Origin of the sequence: Enterobacter sp. R-1.6.2 (assembly GCF_035064085.1) — a bacterium.
GTDB classification, from domain to species: domain Bacteria; phylum Pseudomonadota; class Gammaproteobacteria; order Enterobacterales; family Enterobacteriaceae; genus Enterobacter; species Enterobacter asburiae_B.
Window position 1 is genome coordinate 35051 of sequence record NZ_JASEYI010000009.1, and the last position, 20531, is coordinate 55581.

Here is a 20531-nt window from a genome sequence, read left to right on the forward strand (position 1 = left end):
TCCTGGTTTTTGATGGTAATTTTCACTGAATGATATTTATATGGTAAAAATTTTCATCGTTTAACGGGGAGATGAAAAAATGATGCAAATGTTCAGTGGTGCTTCTTCGGGGGGATGGTTTGAAAAAGCGCAGCGCTTTGGTAAATCCTTTATGTTGCCTATCGCCGTGCTGCCCGCGGCGGGCCTGCTGCTGGGGATAGGCGGCGCGTTATCGAATCCCAATACGCTGGCGGCTTATCCGTTTTTAGATGTGGGCTGGCTGCAGGCCATTTTCACTATCATGAGCAGCGCCGGTTCAATCGTGTTTGCGAACCTCTCGGTGCTGTTTGCGGTTGGGGTCGCCGTCGGGTTGGCAAAAAGCGATAAGGGCACGGCTGGGCTGGCGGCGCTACTCGCGTTTCTGGTTATGAATGCCACCATCAACGCGCTGCTGATCCTCACCGGCAAACTGGCGCACGAGAACCCGGGCGCAGTTGGGCAGGGCATGACGCTGGGGATCCAGACGCTGGAAACCGGCGTGTTTGGCGGCGTGGTGATTGGTCTGGTGACCTGCACGCTCCATCATCGGTTTAACAAAATTGCGCTTCCGCAGTTCCTCGGGTTTTTTGGCGGCTCGCGCTTTGTTCCCATCATCAGCTCGCTGGCGGCGATACTCGTCGGCGCGCTCATGACGGTGGTCTGGCCGCATTTTCAGAAACTGATTTTTGGTCTCGGCGGGCTGGTGGATGCCACCGGCTATCTGGGCACCCTGCTGTACGGCTTCATTTTACGCATGCTGGGCCCGTTTGGTTTGCACCACATCTTCTATCTGCCGTTCTGGACCACCGCGCTCGGGGGCAGCGAGATTGTCAACGGTCACCTCGTTGAGGGCACACAGCGGATCTTCTTCGCCCAGCTGGCCGACCCGAACACGCAGCATTTCTATGAGGGCACGTCGCGCTTCATGTCCGGGCGCTTTATTACGATGATGTTTGGCCTGCTCGGCGCGTGTCTGGCGATGTACCACACGGCAAAACCGGAGAACAAAAAGCGCGTTGCCGGGCTGCTGCTCTCTGCGGCATTAACCTCGTTCCTGACCGGAATTACCGAGCCTATCGAGTTTTCCTTCCTGTTTATTGCGCCGGTGCTTTACGTCATTCATGCGCTGTTTGACGGGCTGGCGTTCATGCTCGCACACATGCTGCATATCACCATCGGGCAAACCTTCTCCGGCGGTTTTATTGACTTCGTGCTGTTCGGCATTTTGCAGGGAGAGGCCAAAACCAACTGGATGTTCGTTCCCCTGGTGGGCGTGCCGTGGTTCTTCCTTTACTACTTCACCTTCCGCTATCTGATTAACCGTTTTGATTTTGCCACGCCGGGTCGGGAAAAGGAGGCGATGGCCAATGAAGTGACCTTCTCGCAGAGCGAGCGCGCCGTTGCGGTGATCGCGGGATTAGGCGGAAAAGAGAATCTGGAAGAGGTGGACTGCTGCGCCACGCGGCTTCGCGTCACGGTGAAGGACGGCAGTAAAGTGGATGACGCGGCGCTGAAAGCCACCGGCGCGCGCGGCGTTATCGTGCGCGGTAACGGGGTTCAGGTCATTTATGGCCCGCACGTCACGATTATCAAAAACGAAGTGGAAGAGATCTTATCGTAATGAAAACTGTGCTGGATAACCTGAAGGGAAAACTGGTCGTCTCCTGTCAGGCGCTGGAAAATGAACCGCTGCATAGCCCGTTTATTATGTCGCGCATGGCGCTGGCGGCGGCACAGGGCGGGGCCGCAGCCATTCGTGCCAACAGCGTGGTGGATATCGAGGCCATTAAGCAGCAGGTCTCTTTGCCTGTTATCGGCATCATCAAACGGGATTACCCGGAAAGCGAGGTGTTTATCACCGCCACGATGAAAGAGGTGGATGAGCTCATGACCGTCTCTCCGGAAATCATTGCGCTTGATGCGACGGCGCGGGAGCGTCCCGGTGGAGAATCCCTGGAAACGCTGGTCGCGCGCATCCGCTCGCGCTATCCCGCGGTACTGCTGATGGCGGATATTTCCACCGTGGGCGAAGCCGTGACGGCACAGGCGCTTGGCTTTGACTGTGTCGGCACCACGCTTTATGGCTATACGGCGGAAACGGCGGGCCATTCGCTTCCGGAGAACGACTGCGCGTTCCTGAAGGGCGTGCTGGCTGCCGTGACGGTTCCCGTGGTTGCCGAAGGCAACGTGGATACGCCTGAACGCGCGGCCAGATGCCTGGCGCTGGGCGCGCATACGGTCGTCGTCGGCGGCGCCATCACCCGTCCACAGCAAATTACCGAGCGTTTTATGGCGGCGATTGGCGCGCAAAGCACCGATGGAGCATGACCATCAGGCGGGGATCTGCGATACTTATCGTTTATCCCCTTTACTGAGATGACTATGCAGTACCCGATTAACGAGATGTTCCAGACCCTGCAAGGCGAGGGTTACTTTACCGGCGTTCCCGCTATTTTCATTCGTTTACAGGGATGCCCGGTTGGCTGTGCCTGGTGTGATACCAAACATACGTGGGATAAGCTCGCAGATCGGGAAGTGTCGCTGTTTAGCATTCTGGCGAAAACCAAAGAGAGCGATAAGTGGGGCGCGGGCAGTTCAGAAGATCTGCTGGCCATTATTGGTCGTCAGGGCTGGACGGCGCGCCACGTCGTGATCACCGGCGGTGAACCCTGCATCCACGATCTGACGCCGCTGACCGAGCTGCTCGAAAAGAACGGCTACAGCTGCCAGATTGAAACCAGCGGCACCCATGAAGTGCGCTGTTCACACACGACCTGGGTGACGGTATCGCCAAAAGTGAATATGCGCGGCGGGTATGACGTGCTGTCTCAGGCGCTGGAACGCGCGGATGAGATTAAGCACCCGGTTGGGCGCGTGCGTGATATCGAAGCGCTGGATGAACTGCTGGCCACGCTGACGGATGAAAAGCAGCGCGTCATTGCGCTACAGCCGATCAGCCAGAAAGACGACGCGACGCGCCTGTGCATTGAAACCTGTATTGCGCGCAACTGGCGCCTGTCGATGCAGACGCACAAATACCTGAATATTGCCTAAAAAAAAGCCCGGTTTAGCCGGGCTTTTTTTACTCCCCGCGATAGATACAGCCGGCGGTACAGGTCTCTTTGATCATCACCGCGCTCAGCAGCGGCACCAGCGGCTTCATCTGATCCCAAATCCATTTCGCCAGCACTTCGCTGGTCGGGTTTTCAAGGCCCGGGATATCATTCAGGTAGTAATGATCCAGACGATCGTAGGTCGGCTTAAACGCCGCCTTCAGTTCGGCAAAATCCATGATCCAACCGGTATGCGGATCAACTTCACCGGTGATCTCAAGACGCACCATGAACGAATGCCCGTGCAGACGGCCGCATTTATGCCCTTCAGGGACATGCGGAAGGTGGTGGGCGGCTTCGAAGGTGAAATCTTTAAACAGTGTGGTGGACATGATCGCTCTCAGTAATGCGGAAAAAACCGCCGCATATTACCGGAAAGCACAATTTTTAGCATTAACTAAAACGGCTCTGAAGCCTGGCGTCTCGTTAACAGGCGTTTTTTGATGCTTTTATCGATAATTTTCAGAGGGTTAATTAATCGGTTTTATCGCTAAGCATGACAACTAAAACAGGTTAGTCCATTTGGTTATTTATTATTTCCATCCCTTCTTTAATTGTTATTATCCTCGCCGTTAACCTTATCTTCAGTTTGGATTTATTCGCTTAAAGTCCGCTTGGCTACTGGAACATAACGACGCATGACAACACAGGCCCCACCTTCAAATTTGCTTCCCCTGAACCCGGAGCAACTGGCGCGCCTTCAGGCTGCCACCTCTGATTTTTCTCCCACTCAGCTTGCCTGGGTCTCCGGTTATTTCTGGGGAATGCTCAATCAGCAGCCTGGCGCTGTGGCGGGTGCACCGGTAACGGCCGTTGAAATTCCGGCCATTACCCTGATTTCCGCCTCGCAGACGGGCAATGCGCGCCGCGTGGCCGAAGCGCTGCGTGACGACCTGCTGGCCGCCAAACTGAACGTGAACCTGGTCAACGCCGGGGATTATAAATTTAAGCAAATCGCGTCAGAAAAACTGCTGGTGGTGGTCGCCTCTACGCAGGGTGAAGGTGAACCTGCTGAAGAAGCGGTGGCGCTGCACAAGTTCCTGTTCTCGAAAAAAGCGCCGAAGCTGGATGCCACGGCGTTTGCCGTATTTGGCCTTGGCGATACCTCGTATGAATTCTTCTGCCAGTCCGGTAAAGACTTCGACAGCAGGCTGGCGGAGCTGGGCGCGGAGCGCCTGCTGGACCGCGTTGACGCGGATGTTGAATACCAGACCGCCGCCGCCGAATGGCGTGCGCGCATCGTTGAGGTGCTGAAAGCGCGCGTGCCGAAAGAGACGTCGGCGCAGGCCGCGTTCACCGCGACGGGTGCCGTCAACGACATCCACACCAGCCCGTACACCAAAGAGGCGCCGCTGACGGCGAGCCTGTCGGTGAACCAGAAAATCACCGGCCGCGATTCGGAAAAAGACGTGCGCCATATCGAGATCGATCTCGGCGACTCTGGCCTGCGCTATCAGCCGGGCGACGCGCTGGGTATCTGGTATCAAAACGATCCGGCGCTGGTGAAAGAGCTGGTTGAGCTGCTGTGGCTGAAGGGTGACGAGCCCGTCACCGTTGACGGCAAAACCCAGCCGCTTGCAGAGGCGCTGCAGTGGCATTTCGAGCTGACGGTGAACACCCCGAATATCGTCGAAAATTATGCCACCTTAACGCGCAGCGAATCCCTGCTGCCGCTGGTGGGCGACAAGGCGAAGCTGCAGCATTACGCCGCGACGACGCCAATTGTCGATATGGTGCGTTTCTCTCCGGCTCAGCTGGATGCCGATGCGCTGATCGGCCTGCTGCGACCGCTGACGCCGCGCCTGTACTCCATCGCCTCTTCGCAGGCCGAAGTGGAGAGTGAAGTGCATATTACCGTCGGCGTGGTGCGCTACGACATCGAAGGCCGCGCCCGTGCGGGTGGGGCATCAAGCTTCCTGGCGGATCGCGTGGAAGAAGAGGGCGAAGTGCGCGTCTTTATTGAGCACAACGACAACTTCCGCCTGCCGGCGAACCCGGAAACGCCGGTCATCATGATTGGCCCAGGCACCGGCATTGCGCCGTTCCGCGCCTTCATGCAGCAGCGCGCGGCAGATGAAGCGCCGGGTAAAAACTGGCTGTTCTTCGGCAACCCGCACTTTACCGAGGATTTCCTCTACCAGGTTGAGTGGCAGCGCTATTTGAAAGAAGGCGTACTGACCCGCATCGATCTGGCCTGGTCCCGCGACCAGAAAGAAAAAGTATACGTACAAGATAAACTGCGCGAACAGGGCGCAGAGCTGTGGCGCTGGATCAATGACGGTGCCCACATTTATGTCTGCGGCGACGCCAATCGCATGGCGAAAGACGTTGAGCAGGCACTGCTGGAAGTGATTGCCGAATTCGGCGGTATGGATGCCGAAACGGCGGATGAATTTTTAAGTGAGCTGCGCGTTGAGCGCCGTTATCAGCGAGATGTCTACTAATGAGCGAAAAACATCCAGGGCCACTGGTGGTCGAAGGTAAACTGACAGACGCCGAGCGCATGAAGCTGGAAAGCAACTATCTGCGCGGCACCATTGCTGAAGATCTGAATGACGGTCTCACCGGCGGCTTCAAAGGCGACAACTTCCTGCTGATCCGCTTCCACGGCATGTACCAGCAGGACGATCGCGACATCCGCGCCGAGCGTGCCGAACAGAAGCTGGAGCCGCGTCATGCGATGCTGCTGCGCTGCCGTCTGCCGGGCGGGGTGATCACCACCAAACAGTGGCAGGCCATCGACAAGTTTGCTGGTGAAAACACGATTTATGGCAGCATCCGCCTGACCAACCGTCAGACATTCCAGTTCCACGGCATTCTGAAGAAGAACGTCAAGCCGGTGCATCAGATGCTGCACTCGGTCGGGCTGGACGCGCTGGCGACCGCCAACGACATGAACCGTAACGTGCTTTGCACCTCGAACCCGTATGAGTCCGAGCTGCACGCCGAAGCCTATGAGTGGGCGAAGAAGATCTCTGAGCACCTGCTGCCGCGCACCCGCGCCTATGCGGAGATTTGGCTCGATCAGGAAAAAGTCGCGACCACGGACGAAGAACCGATCCTTGGCCAGACCTATCTGCCGCGTAAGTTTAAAACCACGGTCGTGATCCCACCGCAGAACGATATCGATCTGCACGCCAACGACATGAACTTCGTGGCGATTGCCGAAAACGGCAAGCTGATTGGCTTTAACCTGCTGGTGGGCGGCGGCCTGTCCATTGAGCACGGTAATAAGAAAACCTACGCCCGCACCGCGAGCGAGTTCGGCTTCCTGCCGCTGGAGCACACGCTGGCCGTGGCGGAAGCGGTAGTGACCACGCAGCGCGACTGGGGCAACCGTACCGACCGTAAAAACGCGAAAACCAAATACACCCTGGAGCGCGTGGGCGTTGAGACGTTCAAAGAGGAAGTGGAGCGTCGTGCGGGCATCAAATTTGAGCCGATCCGCCCTTACGAATTCACCGGTCGCGGCGATCGCATTGGCTGGGTGAAAGGTATCGATAATAAATGGCACCTGACGCTGTTTATCGAAAACGGCCGTATTCTGGACTATCCGGGCCGTCCGCTGAAAACCGGTCTGCTGGAAATTGCTAAGATCCATAAAGGCGAATTCCGCATTACCGCTAACCAGAATCTGATTATTGCCGGCGTGCCGGAAAGCCAGAAGGCGAAGATCGAGAAGCTGGCGCGCGACCACGGGTTAATGGATGCGGTTAAGCCGCAGCGTGAAAACTCGATGGCCTGCGTGTCGTTCCCGACCTGCCCGCTGGCGATGGCCGAAGCGGAACGTTTCCTGCCGTCATTTACTGACAAAGTGGAAGCGATTCTGGAAAAACACGGTATTCCGGACGAGCATATTGTTATGCGCGTCACCGGCTGCCCGAACGGCTGCGGCCGCGCGATGTTGGCCGAGCTGGGTCTGGTCGGGAAAGCGCCGGGTCGTTACAACGTGCACCTTGGCGGTAACCGTATGGGGACGCGCATTCCGCGTATGTACCGTGAAAATATTACGGAACCGGAAATCCTTGATTCCATCGACGAGCTTGTCGGGCGCTGGGCGAAAGAGCGCGAAGCGGGTGAAGGCTTCGGCGACTTTACGGTGCGTGCGGGCATCATTCGCCCGGTGCTCGATCCCGCAAGGGATTTCTGGGAGTAACCACGAGAGGTAATTATGTCCGTACTCGATCTAAACGCCCTTAACGATCTGCCTAAAGTCGAACGCATTCTGGCGCTGGCAGAAACCAATGCCCGCCTTGAAAAGCTGGACGCCGAAGGGCGCGTGGCGTGGGCGCTGGAAAACCTGCCGGGAGACTATGTGCTCTCGTCGAGCTTTGGTATTCAGGCGGCGGTCAGCCTGCATCTGGTGAATCAGATCCGTCCGGACATTCCGGTGATCCTCACCGATACCGGCTACCTGTTTCCTGAAACCTACCAGTTTATTGACGAGCTGACGGACAAGCTCAAGCTGAACCTCAAAGTGTACCGTGCGACGGAAAGCGCGGCCTGGCAGGAGGCGCGCTACGGTAAGCTGTGGGAACAGGGCGTAGAGGGCATTGAGAAATACAATGAGATCAACAAAGTTGAGCCGATGAACCGGGCGCTGAAAGAGCTCAATGCGCAGACGTGGTTTGCGGGGCTGCGCCGCGAGCAGTCCGGCAGTCGTGCAACCTTACCGGTGCTGGCGGTCCAGCGCGGGGTATTTAAAGTGCTGCCGATTATCGACTGGGATAACCGTACGGTGTATCAGTATCTGCAAAAACACGGGCTGAAGTACCATCCGCTGTGGGACCAGGGCTATCTGTCGGTGGGCGACACCCACACCACGCGCAAATGGGAACCGGGAATGGCGGAAGAAGAGACGCGATTCTTTGGGCTGAAGCGCGAGTGCGGGCTGCACGAAGGGTGATAACCTTTTTGCCCGGTGGCGCTGCGCTTACCGGGCCTACAAAGGCTTATCCTCCCTCTCCCTGTGGGAGAGGGTTGGGGTGAGGGCATCAGGCCTTAAAAACCTCAGGCTTTCCCCGCTTTCGCCAGCTCCTTCACCAGCGGCAGCATGACCTTCACCACATCACGACTGCGGTGCTCAATCCGCTGCGGCAGCGCGCTGTCAATGTGCTGCTGATTATCCAGCATCACGTTGTGCCAGCTTGTCCCGTCCGGGAAGGCTTTCGATTTAGCCCGCTGCTGATAGCCATCTTTCTTGCCCAATGCCCAGTTTGTCGCTTCCACGTACAGCACCGGAATGCCCGCTTTATCGAACACTTCCCCATCGTTGCAGCAGCCCGTTCCTCGCGGATAATCCGGGTTACCGCCAGGGTTGCTGGTGGCAAAAACGCCATGGCTGCGGGCAATCGCCAGCGCCCGGTCGCGCGTCAGTTTCCGCACGGGTCCCGGCGTACTCTGCCCGCTGTTGAAATAAAGCTTATCGCCGACGATCAGGTTATCGAGGTTGATCACCAGCAGCGTATTTTTCTTCTCCTCAGCGTTCATGCGTTTAAAGAGATTCTCAGCGCCGAGTTTGCCCTCTTCCTCACCGCTGGTAGCCACGAAACGAATGCCATACTGCGTTGGAATATCTTTCATCCGCTCGGCCAGTTCGAGCATCACGCCCAGGCCCGCCGCGTTGTCGTCCATGCCCTGCAGCGTCAGCCCGCCGAGGTTGTTATCCGTATCGGCATCGCTCATCGGGGCGTAGGTATCAAGGTGCGCCATGATAATAATCTGTTCAGCCGCGCGACCTTCATGCGCCGCGATAACCGTACTGCCGGTCACGTTATGCCAGTTTTTCGTTTTATTTCTGGAGGTATAAACGTAGCGGCTGTGAAACGCGCGGATATCGCTCTGGTAGCCCATCCCGGCAAACTGCTGGCGAAGATAGTCCGCGGAGAGCATTTCCGCAGGCGAGCCGGTCATGCGGCCAGGGAAGACGGTGGCAATATGCCGCGCCTGCATAGTGGCGATTTCACCATAAGCTTGGTTTTTTGCCTGGGCAGGAAGAATAAAGCAAACGCCGAGCGCCAGGGCAGCAATACGGTGGCGCGTTGCGGAAAACATAGTGAGTCCTTAAAAACTGAGCAAAATAATAACCCGCCTAGTATGAAACTGTGATCGTCCATACACAATTTGAATTGGTCTTAAATGCCCGAAATTTCGCGTGTTAAGCACTTTTTGGTATTAGCTTTTTCACGGCGTTATTCCATTGAGTAACTACTCATTCCAATTCGTAATTTCATTCGGTCTAAGCCGCCCCCTATAGTCCCTTTATTCCTCGTTGTTAGTGAGTTGTTGCTTGTGGACTATCTGCCCTTATTTGCCGCGATAAAAGAGAAGCCGGTGCTGGTTGTTGGCACGGGTGAAATTGCCGATCGCAAAATCGCGTTTCTGCAACGCGCAGGGGCGCAGGTGCGGGTAGTGGCAGAAGCGGATTTTGACGAATCACAAATCGACAGCGTCGTGCTGGTGATTGCGGCGACCGAAGATCGCGACCTGAACCGGCGGATTTCCGACGCCGCTCAGGCCCGCTACCGCCTGGTGAACGTGGTGGACGACCAGCCGTTATGTTCGTTCATCTTCCCGTCGATCGTTGACCGTTCTCCGCTGCTGGTGGCGATCTCCTCCGGCGGTACCGCACCGGTGCTGGCGCGCGTGCTGCGTGAAAAAATCGAAGCGCTGCTGCCGACCAGCCTCGGGCGCATGGCGGAAAAAGCCAGCTACTGGCGCAACCACCTGAAAACGCGCCTGACCAGCGTAACGGAACGCCGTCGCTTCTGGGAACGCGTGTTTCGCGGCCGCTTTGCCAGCCTGATGCATGCCGGTAATGAGACGGCAGCGCAGAAAATTCTCGAGGACGAACTGGATAACCCCGGCAGTACGGGCGGGGAGATCATTCTGGTGGGCGCAGGGCCGGGCGATGCCGGGCTTCTGACGCTGCGCGGTCTGCAGGTGCTGCAGGACGCGGACGTGGTGTTCTACGACCATCTGGTCACCGACGGCGTGCGCGAGCTGATCCGTCGCGACGCGGAGCAAATCTGCGTCGGCAAACGGGCTGGCGAGCACTCTGTGCCGCAGCACGACACTAACCAGATGCTGGTTGACGCCGCCAAAGCGGGTAAAACCGTGGTGCGCCTGAAAGGAGGCGATCCGTTTATTTTCGGTCGCGGCGGCGAAGAGCTGCAGGCGGCAGCCGAAGCGGGCATACCGTTCCAGGTGGTGCCGGGCATCACGGCGGCCTCAGCGGTAACGGCCTACGCCGGTATCCCGTTGACCCACCGCGATTACGCCCAGAGCGTGACCTTTGTGACCGGCCACTACAAGGCCGACAGCACGCCGTTCGACTGGTCGCATCTCGCCCAGAGCCGCCAGACGCTGGCGATATACATGGGCACGATGAAGGCGGCGGACATCAGCGAACAGCTTATTCAGCACGGTCGCGAGGCGACGACGCCCGTTGCCGTCATTTCTCGCGGCACGCGCGTCGATCAGCACGTTGCGACGGGCACGCTGGAACATCTTGCAACCCTGGCGAAAGACGCCCCGATGCCCGCCCTGATCGTGGTGGGTGAAGTGGTGCAGCTGCACAGCACGCTCGCCTGGTTCCAACACACAACCGATACAGAAGGCTTTGGTTCTTCTGTCGTAAATTTGGCTTAAGGAACGGTTATGGACCAAAAACGTCTTACACACCTGCGGCAGCTCGAAGCGGAGAGTATCCATATTATCCGCGAAGTGGCCGCCGAGTTTTCTAACCCGGTGATGATGTACTCCATCGGTAAAGATTCCAGCGTCATGCTGCATCTGGCGCGTAAAGCGTTTTATCCGGGCACGCTGCCGTTCCCGCTGCTGCACGTGGATACCGGCTGGAAATTCCGCGAAATGTACGAGTTCCGCGACCGTACCGCGAAAGCCTACGGCTGCGAGCTGCTGGTGCATAAAAACCCGGAAGGGGTGGCGATGGGCATTAACCCGTTCGTGCACGGCAGCGCCAAGCACACCGATATCATGAAAACCGAAGGGCTGAAGCAGGCGCTGAACAAATACGGTTTTGACGCGGCCTTCGGCGGCGCGCGCCGTGACGAGGAGAAATCCCGCGCCAAAGAACGTATCTACTCCTTCCGCGACCGCTTCCACCGCTGGGATCCGAAAAACCAGCGTCCGGAGCTGTGGCACAACTACAACGGCCAGATCAACAAAGGCGAAAGCATTCGCGTCTTCCCGCTCTCCAACTGGACCGAGCTGGATATCTGGCAGTACATCTATCTGGAAAACATTGAAATCGTTCCGCTGTATCTGGCCGCCGAGCGCCCGGTGCTGGAGCGCGACGGCATGCTGATGATGATCGACGACGATCGCATCGACCTGCAGCCGGGCGAAGTGATCAAACAACAGATGGTGCGCTTCCGTACTCTCGGCTGCTGGCCGCTGACCGGGGCGGTGGAATCCAGCGCGCAGACGCTGCCGGAGATCATCGAAGAGATGCTGGTGTCCACCACCAGCGAGCGACAGGGGCGCGTGATTGACCGCGACCAGGCAGGCTCCATGGAGCTGAAGAAACGTCAGGGTTATTTCTAAGGAGCCGCCATGAACACCACTATTGCTCAACAAATTGCCAACGAAGGTGGCGTGGAAGCGTATCTGCACGCGCAACAACACAAAAGCCTGCTGCGTTTTCTGACCTGCGGCAGCGTGGATGACGGGAAAAGTACCCTGATTGGCCGCCTGCTGCACGATACGCGCCAGATTTACGAAGATCAGCTCTCTTCCCTGCATAACGACAGTAAACGTCACGGCACCCAGGGTGAAAAACTCGACCTGGCGCTGCTGGTGGACGGCCTGCAGGCGGAGCGCGAGCAGGGCATCACCATCGACGTGGCCTACCGCTACTTCTCTACCGAGAAGCGCAAATTTATTATCGCCGACACCCCGGGGCACGAGCAGTACACCCGCAACATGGCGACCGGCGCGTCTACCTGCGACCTGGCGATCCTGCTGATGGACGCGCGTAAAGGCGTGCTGGATCAGACCCGTCGTCACAGCTTTATCTCGACGCTGCTGGGGATCAAACACCTGGTGGTGGCGGTCAACAAGATGGATCTGGTCAACTTCAGCGAAGAGAAGTTCGAGGAGATCCGCCAGAGCTATCTGACCTTTGCCGAACAGCTGCCGGGCAACCTGGATATTCGCTTTGTACCGCTCTCGGCGCTGGAAGGGGATAACGTCGCTTCCCAGAGCGCGAACATGCCGTGGTACAGCGGTCCGACGCTGCTGGAAGTGCTGGAAACCGTTGAAATTCAGCGCGTGGTCGATACCCAGCCGATGCGCTTCCCGGTGCAGTACGTGAACCGTCCGAACCTCGATTTCCGCGGTTTCTCAGGCACCCTCGCGTCAGGCTCCGTAAAGGTAGGTCAGCGCGTCAAGGTACTGCCATCCGGCGTGGAATCGACTATCGCCCGCATCGTCACCTTCGACGGTGACCTGCAGGAAGCGGGCGCCGGTGAAGCCGTAACGCTGGTGCTGAAAGACGAAATTGATATCAGCCGGGGCGACCTGCTGGTTGACGCGCATGAAACGCTGGCGGCGGTGCAGGGGGCTTCCGTGGACGTGGTGTGGATGGCCGAACAGCCGCTGACCGCTGGCCAGAGCTATGACATCAAAATTGCCGGCAAGAAAACCCGCGCCCGCGTGGACGGTATTCAGTTCCAGGTGGATATCAACAACCTGACCCAGCGTGACGTCACCGAGCTGCCGCTGAACGGCATTGGTCTGGTCGATCTGACCTTCGACGAACCGCTGGTGCTGGATCCGTATCAGCAGAACCCGGTCACGGGAGGTCTTATCTTTATCGACAGGCTGACCAACGTTACCGTCGGAGCCGGTATGGTGCGCGAACCGATTAAACAGGCTGCCGCGACGTCTGAATTCAGCGTCTTCGAGCTGGAACTGAACGCGCTGGTGCGTAAACACTTTCCGCACTGGGGCGCACGCGATCTGCTGGGAGGCAAGTAATGGCCGCCCATGATGAGAACGTCGTCTGGCATCCTCATCCGGTCACCGTTGCCCAGCGCGAACAGCTCCACGGTCATCGTGGGGTTGTGCTGTGGTTTACCGGGCTGTCCGGCTCGGGTAAATCGACGGTGGCCGGCGCGCTGGAAGAGGCGTTGCATCAGCAGGGCGTAAGCACGTACCTGCTGGATGGCGACAACGTGCGTCACGGCCTGTGCAGCGATTTAGGGTTTAGCGACGATGACCGCAAAGAGAACATCCGCCGGGTGGGCGAAGTCGCCAGCCTGATGGCTGACGCCGGGTTGGTGGTGCTGACCGCGTTTATCTCTCCGCACCGCGCCGAGCGCCAGATGGTGCGCGAACGCGTGGGCCAGGATCGCTTTATCGAGGTGTTTGTCGATACGCCGCTGGAGATTTGCGAAGCGCGCGACCCGAAAGGGCTTTACAAGAAAGCGCGTGCCGGAGAACTGCGCAACTTCACCGGAATTGACGCGGTATACGAAGCGCCTGAATCGCCTGAAATTCACCTGGAAGGTCAACAATTGGTAACAAATTTAGTAAGCCAATTATTAGACCTGCTCAGACGGGACGATATTATCAGATCCTGAGGCGGTATCGTTCGGGAGCTGTCTTCCCGAACGATCAGTCACGGTCACAGGATTAGCTATGCGCAACAGTGAACATTACATCACCACCACCGGGTCGGAGCCGCTAGCGACCGACGACGAAACGACCTGGTCATTTCCTGGGGCCATCATTGGCTTCGTCTCATGGCTGCTGGCGCTTGGCATTCCGTTTCTCATCTACGGCGGCAACACGCTGTTCTTCTTTCTCTACACCTGGCCTTTCTTTCTGGCGTTGATGCCCGTGGCGGTTGTCGTCGGCATTGCGCTGCACTCGCTGCTCAACGGTAAGCTCCTGTACAGCACCGTGGTCACGATTGTGACGGTGGTTCTCATGTTTGGTCTGTTATTTTTGTGGCTCATGGGCTAACTTCAGCCATAATTCAAACCGTAACCAACTGTGTAACGATATTGAGCAGGACGATTCTGCGGAAAAAATGTGGTACATTTGCCCGCGATGTTGCGGCATCTCTGTTACCCCGGCGTAGTGCTCTGGGGAAGTCTTGGGATGATGATGCCGTTTTTCAGGGGGCAGGATGGGTAAACTAACGCTGCTGTTGCTGGCTTTGCTAATCTGGCTGCAATATTCGCTGTGGTTCGGTAAGAACGGACTGCACGACTATAGCCGGGTGAGCGATGACGTCGCGGCTCAGCAGGCAACAAACGCCAAACTTAAGGCGCGAAACGATCAACTCTTTGCTGAAATTGATGACCTCAATGGCGGGCAAGAGGCGATTGAGGAACGCGCACGCAATGAACTCAGTATGACTAAGCCGGGCGAAACCTTTTATCGTCTGGTTCCGGATGCGTCTAAACGCAATCAGGGCTCAGCACAAAACAATCGATAATCAGGCCCAGGATTACGACATGGCAGTAACTTTTTCGGACGTATGCGCCGTGGTGCCGGCCGCAGGTTTTGGCCGGCGCATGCAGACAGAATGTCCCAAGCAGTACCTCTCTATTGGCGATAAAACGATCCTCGAGCACGCCGTGGCGGCGCTGCTGGCGCACCCGCGGGTGACGCGTGTGATCATCGCTATCAGCCCTGGCGATGCGCGCTTCGCGCAGCTGCCGCTGGCAAATCATCCACATATTACCGTCGTTGACGGTGGCGCCGAACGCGCCGATTCCGTGCTGGCGGGCATTCAGGCCGCCGGAAACGCGTCGTGGGTGCTGGTGCATGACGCGGCGCGTCCTTGCCTGCATCAGGACGATCTTGCGCGCCTGCTGGCGCTGAGCGAAACAAGCAAGGTTGGCGGGATTCTGGCCGCACCGGTGCGCGACACCATGAAGCGCGCCGAGCCGGGCAAACAGGCTATCGCCCACACCGTCGACCGCGTCGATTTATGGCACGCGCTGACGCCACAATTTTTCCCCCGCGAATTACTCCACGACTGCCTAACGCGTGCGCTTAAAGAAGGCGCGACCATCACGGACGAAGCCTCTGCGCTGGAATATTGCGGTTTCCACCCTGAGCTTGTTGAAGGACGCGCTGATAATATAAAAGTGACGCGTCCGGAAGATTTACAGCTCGCGGAATTTTATCTTACCCGTTCGACCCATCAGGAGAAGGCATAATGCGAATTGGACACGGTTTTGATGTACACGCCTTTGGCGGAGAAGGCCCAATTATCATTGGCGGCGTGCGCATTCCCTATGAAAAAGGGCTGCTGGCGCATTCTGATGGCGACGTTGCACTGCATGCGCTGACCGACGCGCTGTTGGGCGCTGCCGCGCTGGGCGATATCGGCAAGCTGTTCCCGGACACCGACCCGGCATTTAAAGGCGCGGACAGCCGCGAACTGCTGCGCGAAGCATGGCGCCGCATCCAGGCGAAAGGCTACACCCTCGGCAACGTCGACGTGACGATTATTGCTCAGGCCCCGAAAATGCTGCCGCATATTCCGCAGATGCGCGTGTTTATTGCAGAAGATCTGGGCTGCCATATGGACGACGTGAACGTCAAAGCGACGACGACCGAGAAGCTGGGCTTTACCGGGCGTGGCGAAGGAATTGCCTGTGAAGCCGTGGCGCTGCTGCTGAAGGCGAGCAAATGACAGACTTCGACAACCTGACATACCTGCACGGTAAACCGCAGGGGAACGGGGTGCTGAAAGCCAGCCCGGAAGATTTCCTCGTGGTGGAGGATCTGGGCTTTGAGCCGGATGGCGAAGGCGAACATATCCTGGTGCGTATTCTGAAAAATGGCTGCAATACCCGCTTTGTGGCCGACGCGCTGGCAAAATTCCTCAAAATTCATGCCCGCGAAGTGAGCTTTGCCGGACAGAAAGATAAACACGCCGTCACGGAACAGTGGCTCTGCGCGCGCGTTCCCGGCAATACGATGCCTGATTTAAGCAAATTTGAGCTTGAAGGCTGTAAGGTACTGGAATTCGCCCGCCACAAGCGCAAACTGCGTCTGGGGGCGTTGAAGGGGAACGACTTTACGCTGGTGCTGCGTGAAGTGTCCCACCGCGAAGATGTTGAAAAACGTCTGAACGCTATCAGTGAATGCGGTGTACCGAACTACTTTGGCGCGCAGCGCTTTGGCATTGGCGGCAGCAACCTGCAGGGTGCGCTGCGCTGGGCGCAAAGCGATGCCCCGGTGCGCGACAGGAATAAACGCAGTTTTTGGTTGTCGGCGGCCCGCAGCGCGTTGTTTAATCAGATTGTGAGCGAAAGGCTGAAAAAACCGGACGCGAATCAAGTTGTTGTTGGCGATGCGCTACAATTAGCGGGACGCGGAAGCTGGTTTGTGGCAACGGCCGAAGAAATGGCCGATGTGCAGTCGCGCGTGGACGCAAAAGCGCTGATGATTACCGCCGCGCTGCCCGGTACGGGCGACTGGGGAACGCAGGGCGACGCGCTGGCTGCCGAGCAGTTAGCCGTAGCGGATGCGCCAGAATTGCAATCCTTGCTGGTGCGGGAAAAAGTCGAGGCGGCACGCCGCGCGATGCTGCTCTACCCGCAGCAGTTAAGCTGGAACTGGTGGGATGACGTGACCGTCGAGTTACGCTTCTGGCTACCGGCAGGTAGCTTTGCCACCAGTGTTGTCAGGGAACTTATCAACACCTCGGGTGATTATGCGAATATTGCTGAGTAACGATGACGGTATCCACGCGCCAGGCATTCAGACCCTGGCGAAACACCTCCGCGAATTCGCGGACGTGCAGGTCGTGGCGCCCGATCGTAACCGCAGTGGAGCGTCTAACTCACTGACGCTGGAGTCGTCGCTTCGCACCTTTACCTTTGAAAATGGCGATATTGCCGTGCAGATGGGCACGCCAACCGACTGCGTTTTTCTGGGCGTGAACGCGCTGATGCGGCCGCGTCCGGATATCGTTGTTTCCGGCATTAACGCCGGTCCTAACCTCGGCGATGACGTGATTTACTCCGGCACCGTGGCGGCCGCAATGGAAGGGCGCCATCTGGGGTTCCCGGCGCTGGCGGTCTCGTTAAACGGCCACACGCACTACGACACCGCCGCCGCGGTGACCTGTTCGATCCTGCGGGCGCTCGGCCGCGAGCCGTTGCGTACCGGGCGCATCCTCAACATCAACGTGCCGGATCTTCCTCTCGATGAAATTAAAGGCATTCGCGTCACCCGTTGCGGAAGCCGACATCCTGCCGATCAGGTGATCCCGCAGCAGGATCCTCGCGGCAACACGCTTTACTGGATTGGCCCTCCCGGCGATAAGTGCGATGCGGGTCCGGATACCGACTTTGCCGCCGTGGAGGAAGGCTATGTTTCGGTTACCCCGCTGCACGTAGATTTAACCGCGTATAGCGCGCATGATGTGGTATCGAGCTGGCTGGAACGCGCAGGAGTGAACGCGCAATGGTAAACAAACGTGTACAAACTCTTCTGGAACAACTCCGCGCGCAGGGGATCCGCGACGAGCACGTGCTTGAAGCGCTTGCTCAGGTTCCGCGTGAGAAATTTGTAGATGAGGCGTTTGAACACAAAGCGTGGGAAAACGTGGCGCTGCCCATCGGACAGGGCCAGACGATTTCGCAGCCTTACATGGTGGCGCGCATGACGGAGCTGCTGGAGCTGACGCCTGACTCCCGCGTGCTGGAGATTGGCACCGGGTCGGGGTATCAGACCGCGATCCTGGCGCATCTGGTTCATCATGTATGCTCCGTTGAGCGGATTAAAGGTTTACAGTGGCAGGCGCGTCGTCGCCTGAAACAACTTGATTTACATAATGTTTCGACACGACACGGTGATGGATGGCAGGGTTGGAAGGCGCGCGCGCCGTTTGACGCGATCATCGTGACGGCGGCCCCGCCTGAAATTCCTGCGGCCCTGTTGTCGCAGCTGGATGAGGGGGGCATTCTTGTTCTGCCCGTCGGGGACGAGCAGCAGCTTTTGAAGCGCGTTCGTCGGCGCGGCGGCGAGTTTATTATCGACACCGTGGAAGCCGTGCGCTTTGTGCCTCTGGTAAAGGGGGAGTTGGCCTGAGACTCGGAATTATCCAGGGTTATTAAGGCAAATTCAGCGTATGGTGTGGCGCGAAAGATTCGTGCCATCACGGTAAATTTTAAGTCACTGGTAGTTAACACATTCCTGGGGGATAAATGAGCGCGGGAAGCCCTAAATTCACCATCAGCCGTGTTGCGGCATTATCACTGGTTTCGCTCTGGCTGGCAGGCTGTACAAGTTCTAATAACGCGCCTGCGCCCGTCAGTTCTGTCGGCGGAAACAGCGGCTCGGGTAACACGTCCGGCGGAATGTTGATCACTCCTCCGCCTAAAATGGGTACCTCTACGGCGCAACAAAATCCGCCAATCCAGCCGGTTCAGCGTCCAATGACGCAGCCGACGCAGATTCAGCCAGTGGAACAGCCTGTTCAGACCCAGAATGGCCGCATAGTCTATAACCGTCAGTATGGGAACATTCCGAAAGGCAGCTATACCGGTGGCAGCACCTATACCGTGAAACGCGGGGATACGCTGTTCTACATTGCGTGGATTACCGGGAACGATTTCCGTGACCTCGCGCAGCGCAATAACGTCCAGGCCCCATACGGTCTGGAAGTCGGGCAAACGCTCCAGGTTGGCAACGCGACGGGCACGCCGCTTACGCCTGGCAACACCGTTTCAGCGGCCGATGTGACGGCTCAAAATAACAGCGTTAAGCCTGCACAAAAATCCACCACGGTGGTTGCTTCACAACCTGTAATTACGTATTCTGAGGATTCAGGTGATCAGACTGCTAACAAAATGTTGCCGAATAATAAAGGGACTGCGACTGTTGTCACAGCACCGGTGACGGCACCTGTGGTTAGCTCTACTGAACCGACTGCCAGCAGTATGACCTCCAGTTCGCCAATATCTGCATGGCGCTGGCCAACTGACGGCAAGGTTATCGAGAACTTCTCTTCCTCCGAGGGGGGAAATAAAGGGATCGATATCGCAGGGAGTAAAGGACAGGCTATCATCGCGACCGCAGACGGGCGCGTTGTGTATGCCGGTAACGCTCTGCGCGGTTACGGTAATCTTATTATCATCAAACATAACGATGATTACCTGAGTGCCTACGCCCATAACGACACAATGCTGGTCCGGGAACAACAAGAAGTTAAGGCGGGGCAAAAAATCGCTACCATGGGTAGCACCGGAACCAGTTCTACACGCTTGCATTTTGAAATTCGTTACAAGGGGAAATCCGTAAACCCGCTGCAGTATTTGCCGCAGCGATAATTTGACGGGGCATGCCAGCCAGGGTGTCTCGTTCAGGGATCACGGGTAGGAGCCACCTTATGAGTCAGAATACGCTGAAAGTTCATGATTTAAATGAAGACGCGGAATTTGATGAGAACGGAGTAGAGGCTTTTGACGAAAAAGCCTTAGTAGAAGAGGAACCCAGTGATAACGATTTGGCTGAAGAAGAGCTGTTATCGCAGGGTGCCACACAGCGTGTACTGGACGCGACTCAGCTTTACCTTGGGGAGATTGGTTACTCCCCACTGCTAACGGCCGAAGAAGAAGTCTATTTCGCACGTCGTGCTTTGCGTGGTGATGTAGCCTCGCGTCGTCGCATGATTGAAAGTAACCTGCGACTGGTCGTGAAAATTGCCCGCCGTTACGGCAATCGTGGTCTGGCTCTGCTGGATCTGATTGAAGAGGGCAACTTAGGTCTCATCCGCGCAGTTGAGAAGTTTGACCCGGAACGCGGGTTCCGTTTCTCAACCTACGCGACCTGGTGGATTCGCCAGACCATCGAACGGGCTATTATGAACCAGACCCGTACGATCCGCCTGCCGATTCACATCGTCAAAGAGTTGAACGTTTATCTGCGTACCGCACGCGAGTTGTCCCATAAACTGGACCACGAGCCAAGCGCAGAAGAGATTGCTGAGCAACTCGATAAACCGGTTGATGACGTAAGCCGTATGCTGCGTCTCAACGAGCGCATTACCTCCGTTGACACCCCGCTGGGTGGCGACTCCGAAAAAGCGCTGCTGGACATCCTGGCCGATGAAAAAGACAACGGTCCGGAAGACACCACGCAGGACGATGACATGAAGCAGAGCATCGTCAAATGGCTGTTCGAACTGAACGCCAAACAGCGTGAAGTGCTGGCACGTCGTTTCGGTTTACTGGGGTATGAAGCTGCGACACTGGAAGACGTCGGCCGTGAAATTGGCCTGACCCGTGAACGTGTTCGTCAGATTCAGGTTGAAGGTCTGCGCCGCCTGCGTGAAATCCTGCAGGGGCAAGGTCTGAATATTGAAGCGCTGTTCCGCGAATAAGCAACCTTTCGTCAAAAAAG

21 protein-coding genes are annotated in these 20531 nt (G+C 57.3%); 19 read left to right on the top strand and 2 right to left on the bottom strand.

Annotated elements, in window-relative coordinates; translation table 11 throughout:
- Positions 1-79: 79 nt before the first annotated feature.
- Genes QMN93_RS11505 through queE form a run of 3 tightly spaced genes read left to right on the top strand, consistent with a single transcriptional unit; the run spans position 80 to position 3072 of the window.
- A complete protein-coding gene (locus QMN93_RS11505) occupies positions 80-1639 on the top strand; it encodes a PTS transporter subunit EIIC (protein ID WP_182382633.1) in 1560 nt (519 codons plus the stop codon).
- Positions 1639-2346: an N-acetylmannosamine-6-phosphate 2-epimerase gene (locus tag QMN93_RS11510; protein WP_064673513.1), complete on the top strand. Its 708-nt coding sequence runs from the start codon at positions 1639-1641 to the stop codon at positions 2344-2346. The genes QMN93_RS11505 and QMN93_RS11510 overlap by 1 nt, the downstream gene beginning before the upstream one ends.
- 54 nt (positions 2347-2400) lie before the next feature.
- Positions 2401-3072: a 7-carboxy-7-deazaguanine synthase QueE gene (queE, locus tag QMN93_RS11515; RefSeq protein WP_023333236.1), complete on the top strand. Its 672-nt coding sequence runs from the start codon at positions 2401-2403 to the stop codon at positions 3070-3072.
- 28 nt (positions 3073-3100) lie between these two features.
- Here the strand turns inward: queE and queD are convergent, their stop codons facing one another.
- Positions 3101-3463 carry a 6-carboxytetrahydropterin synthase QueD gene (gene queD / locus QMN93_RS11520; protein ID WP_023309002.1) on the bottom strand — a complete coding sequence of 121 codons (363 nt, stop codon included), beginning with the start codon at positions 3461-3463 and terminating at the stop codon, positions 3101-3103.
- A gap of 306 nt (positions 3464-3769) precedes the next feature.
- Between queD and cysJ the strand changes: the two genes are divergently transcribed.
- From cysJ to cysH, 3 genes are read left to right on the top strand one after another with little or no spacing between them, the layout of a single operon-like run.
- A complete protein-coding gene (cysJ, locus tag QMN93_RS11525; protein WP_182382632.1) occupies positions 3770-5575 on the top strand; it encodes an NADPH-dependent assimilatory sulfite reductase flavoprotein subunit in 1806 nt (601 codons plus the stop codon).
- On the top strand, positions 5575-7287 hold the full coding sequence (gene cysI / locus QMN93_RS11530; RefSeq protein WP_029741545.1) for an assimilatory sulfite reductase (NADPH) hemoprotein subunit: 1713 nt from the start codon (positions 5575-5577) through the stop codon (positions 7285-7287). Before cysJ ends, cysI begins: the two co-directional genes overlap by 1 nt.
- Positions 7288-7302: 15 nt before the next feature.
- Positions 7303-8037, top strand: a complete 735-nt coding sequence (gene cysH, locus QMN93_RS11535; protein WP_033146413.1) for a phosphoadenosine phosphosulfate reductase — start codon at positions 7303-7305, stop codon at positions 8035-8037.
- 104 nt (positions 8038-8141) lie between these two features.
- On the opposite strand, the gene QMN93_RS11540 is transcribed toward cysH, so the two are convergent.
- Complete coding sequence (locus QMN93_RS11540) at positions 8142-9185, bottom strand: aminopeptidase (RefSeq protein WP_182382631.1); 1044 nt, start codon at positions 9183-9185, stop codon at positions 8142-8144.
- A 246-nt stretch (positions 9186-9431) separates the two neighbouring features.
- Between QMN93_RS11540 and cysG the strand changes: the two genes are divergently transcribed.
- From cysG to rpoS, 13 genes are all read left to right on the top strand, one after another.
- Positions 9432-10781, top strand: a complete 1350-nt coding sequence (gene cysG, locus QMN93_RS11545) for a siroheme synthase CysG (RefSeq protein WP_167819077.1) — start codon at positions 9432-9434, stop codon at positions 10779-10781.
- Between the two features lie 9 nt (positions 10782-10790).
- Positions 10791-11699, top strand: a complete 909-nt coding sequence (gene cysD, locus QMN93_RS11550; protein WP_010434549.1) for a sulfate adenylyltransferase subunit CysD — start codon at positions 10791-10793, stop codon at positions 11697-11699.
- A 9-nt stretch (positions 11700-11708) separates the two neighbouring features.
- The gene (cysN, locus tag QMN93_RS11555) at positions 11709-13133 is read left to right on the top strand and encodes a sulfate adenylyltransferase subunit CysN (RefSeq protein WP_182382630.1); all 1425 of its coding nucleotides are present in this window, start codon (positions 11709-11711) and stop codon (positions 13131-13133) included.
- Entirely contained in the window at positions 13133-13738 is a 606-nt protein-coding gene (gene cysC / locus QMN93_RS11560; protein ID WP_010434543.1) for an adenylyl-sulfate kinase, read from the top strand. Before cysN ends, cysC begins: the two co-directional genes overlap by 1 nt.
- Positions 13739-13796: 58 nt before the next feature.
- A complete protein-coding gene (locus QMN93_RS11565) occupies positions 13797-14123 on the top strand; it encodes a DUF3561 family protein (RefSeq protein WP_008499610.1) in 327 nt (108 codons plus the stop codon).
- 166 nt (positions 14124-14289) lie between these two features.
- Positions 14290-14601, top strand: a complete 312-nt coding sequence (gene ftsB, locus QMN93_RS11570) for a cell division protein FtsB (RefSeq protein WP_008499609.1) — start codon at positions 14290-14292, stop codon at positions 14599-14601.
- 19 nt (positions 14602-14620) lie between these two features.
- A complete protein-coding gene (gene ispD, locus QMN93_RS11575) occupies positions 14621-15331 on the top strand; it encodes a 2-C-methyl-D-erythritol 4-phosphate cytidylyltransferase (RefSeq protein ID WP_047059983.1) in 711 nt (236 codons plus the stop codon).
- On the top strand, positions 15331-15810 hold the full coding sequence (ispF, locus tag QMN93_RS11580; protein ID WP_029741541.1) for a 2-C-methyl-D-erythritol 2,4-cyclodiphosphate synthase: 480 nt from the start codon (positions 15331-15333) through the stop codon (positions 15808-15810). The genes ispD and ispF overlap by 1 nt, the downstream gene beginning before the upstream one ends.
- Entirely contained in the window at positions 15807-16856 is a 1050-nt protein-coding gene (truD, locus tag QMN93_RS11585) for a tRNA pseudouridine(13) synthase TruD (protein WP_182382629.1), read from the top strand. Before ispF ends, truD begins: the two co-directional genes overlap by 4 nt.
- Positions 16837-17598: a 5'/3'-nucleotidase SurE gene (gene surE, locus QMN93_RS11590; RefSeq protein ID WP_069303244.1), complete on the top strand. Its 762-nt coding sequence runs from the start codon at positions 16837-16839 to the stop codon at positions 17596-17598. Before truD ends, surE begins: the two co-directional genes overlap by 20 nt.
- Positions 17592-18218 carry a protein-L-isoaspartate(D-aspartate) O-methyltransferase gene (locus QMN93_RS11595; RefSeq protein WP_023333224.1) on the top strand — a complete coding sequence of 209 codons (627 nt, stop codon included), beginning with the start codon at positions 17592-17594 and terminating at the stop codon, positions 18216-18218. The genes surE and QMN93_RS11595 overlap by 7 nt, the downstream gene beginning before the upstream one ends.
- Before the next feature lie 116 nt (positions 18219-18334).
- Entirely contained in the window at positions 18335-19459 is a 1125-nt protein-coding gene (gene nlpD, locus QMN93_RS11600; protein WP_033146405.1) for a murein hydrolase activator NlpD, read from the top strand.
- 59 nt (positions 19460-19518) lie between these two features.
- The gene (rpoS, locus tag QMN93_RS11605) at positions 19519-20511 is read left to right on the top strand and encodes an RNA polymerase sigma factor RpoS (RefSeq protein ID WP_008499600.1); all 993 of its coding nucleotides are present in this window, start codon (positions 19519-19521) and stop codon (positions 20509-20511) included.
- Positions 20512-20531 lie beyond the last annotated feature (20 nt).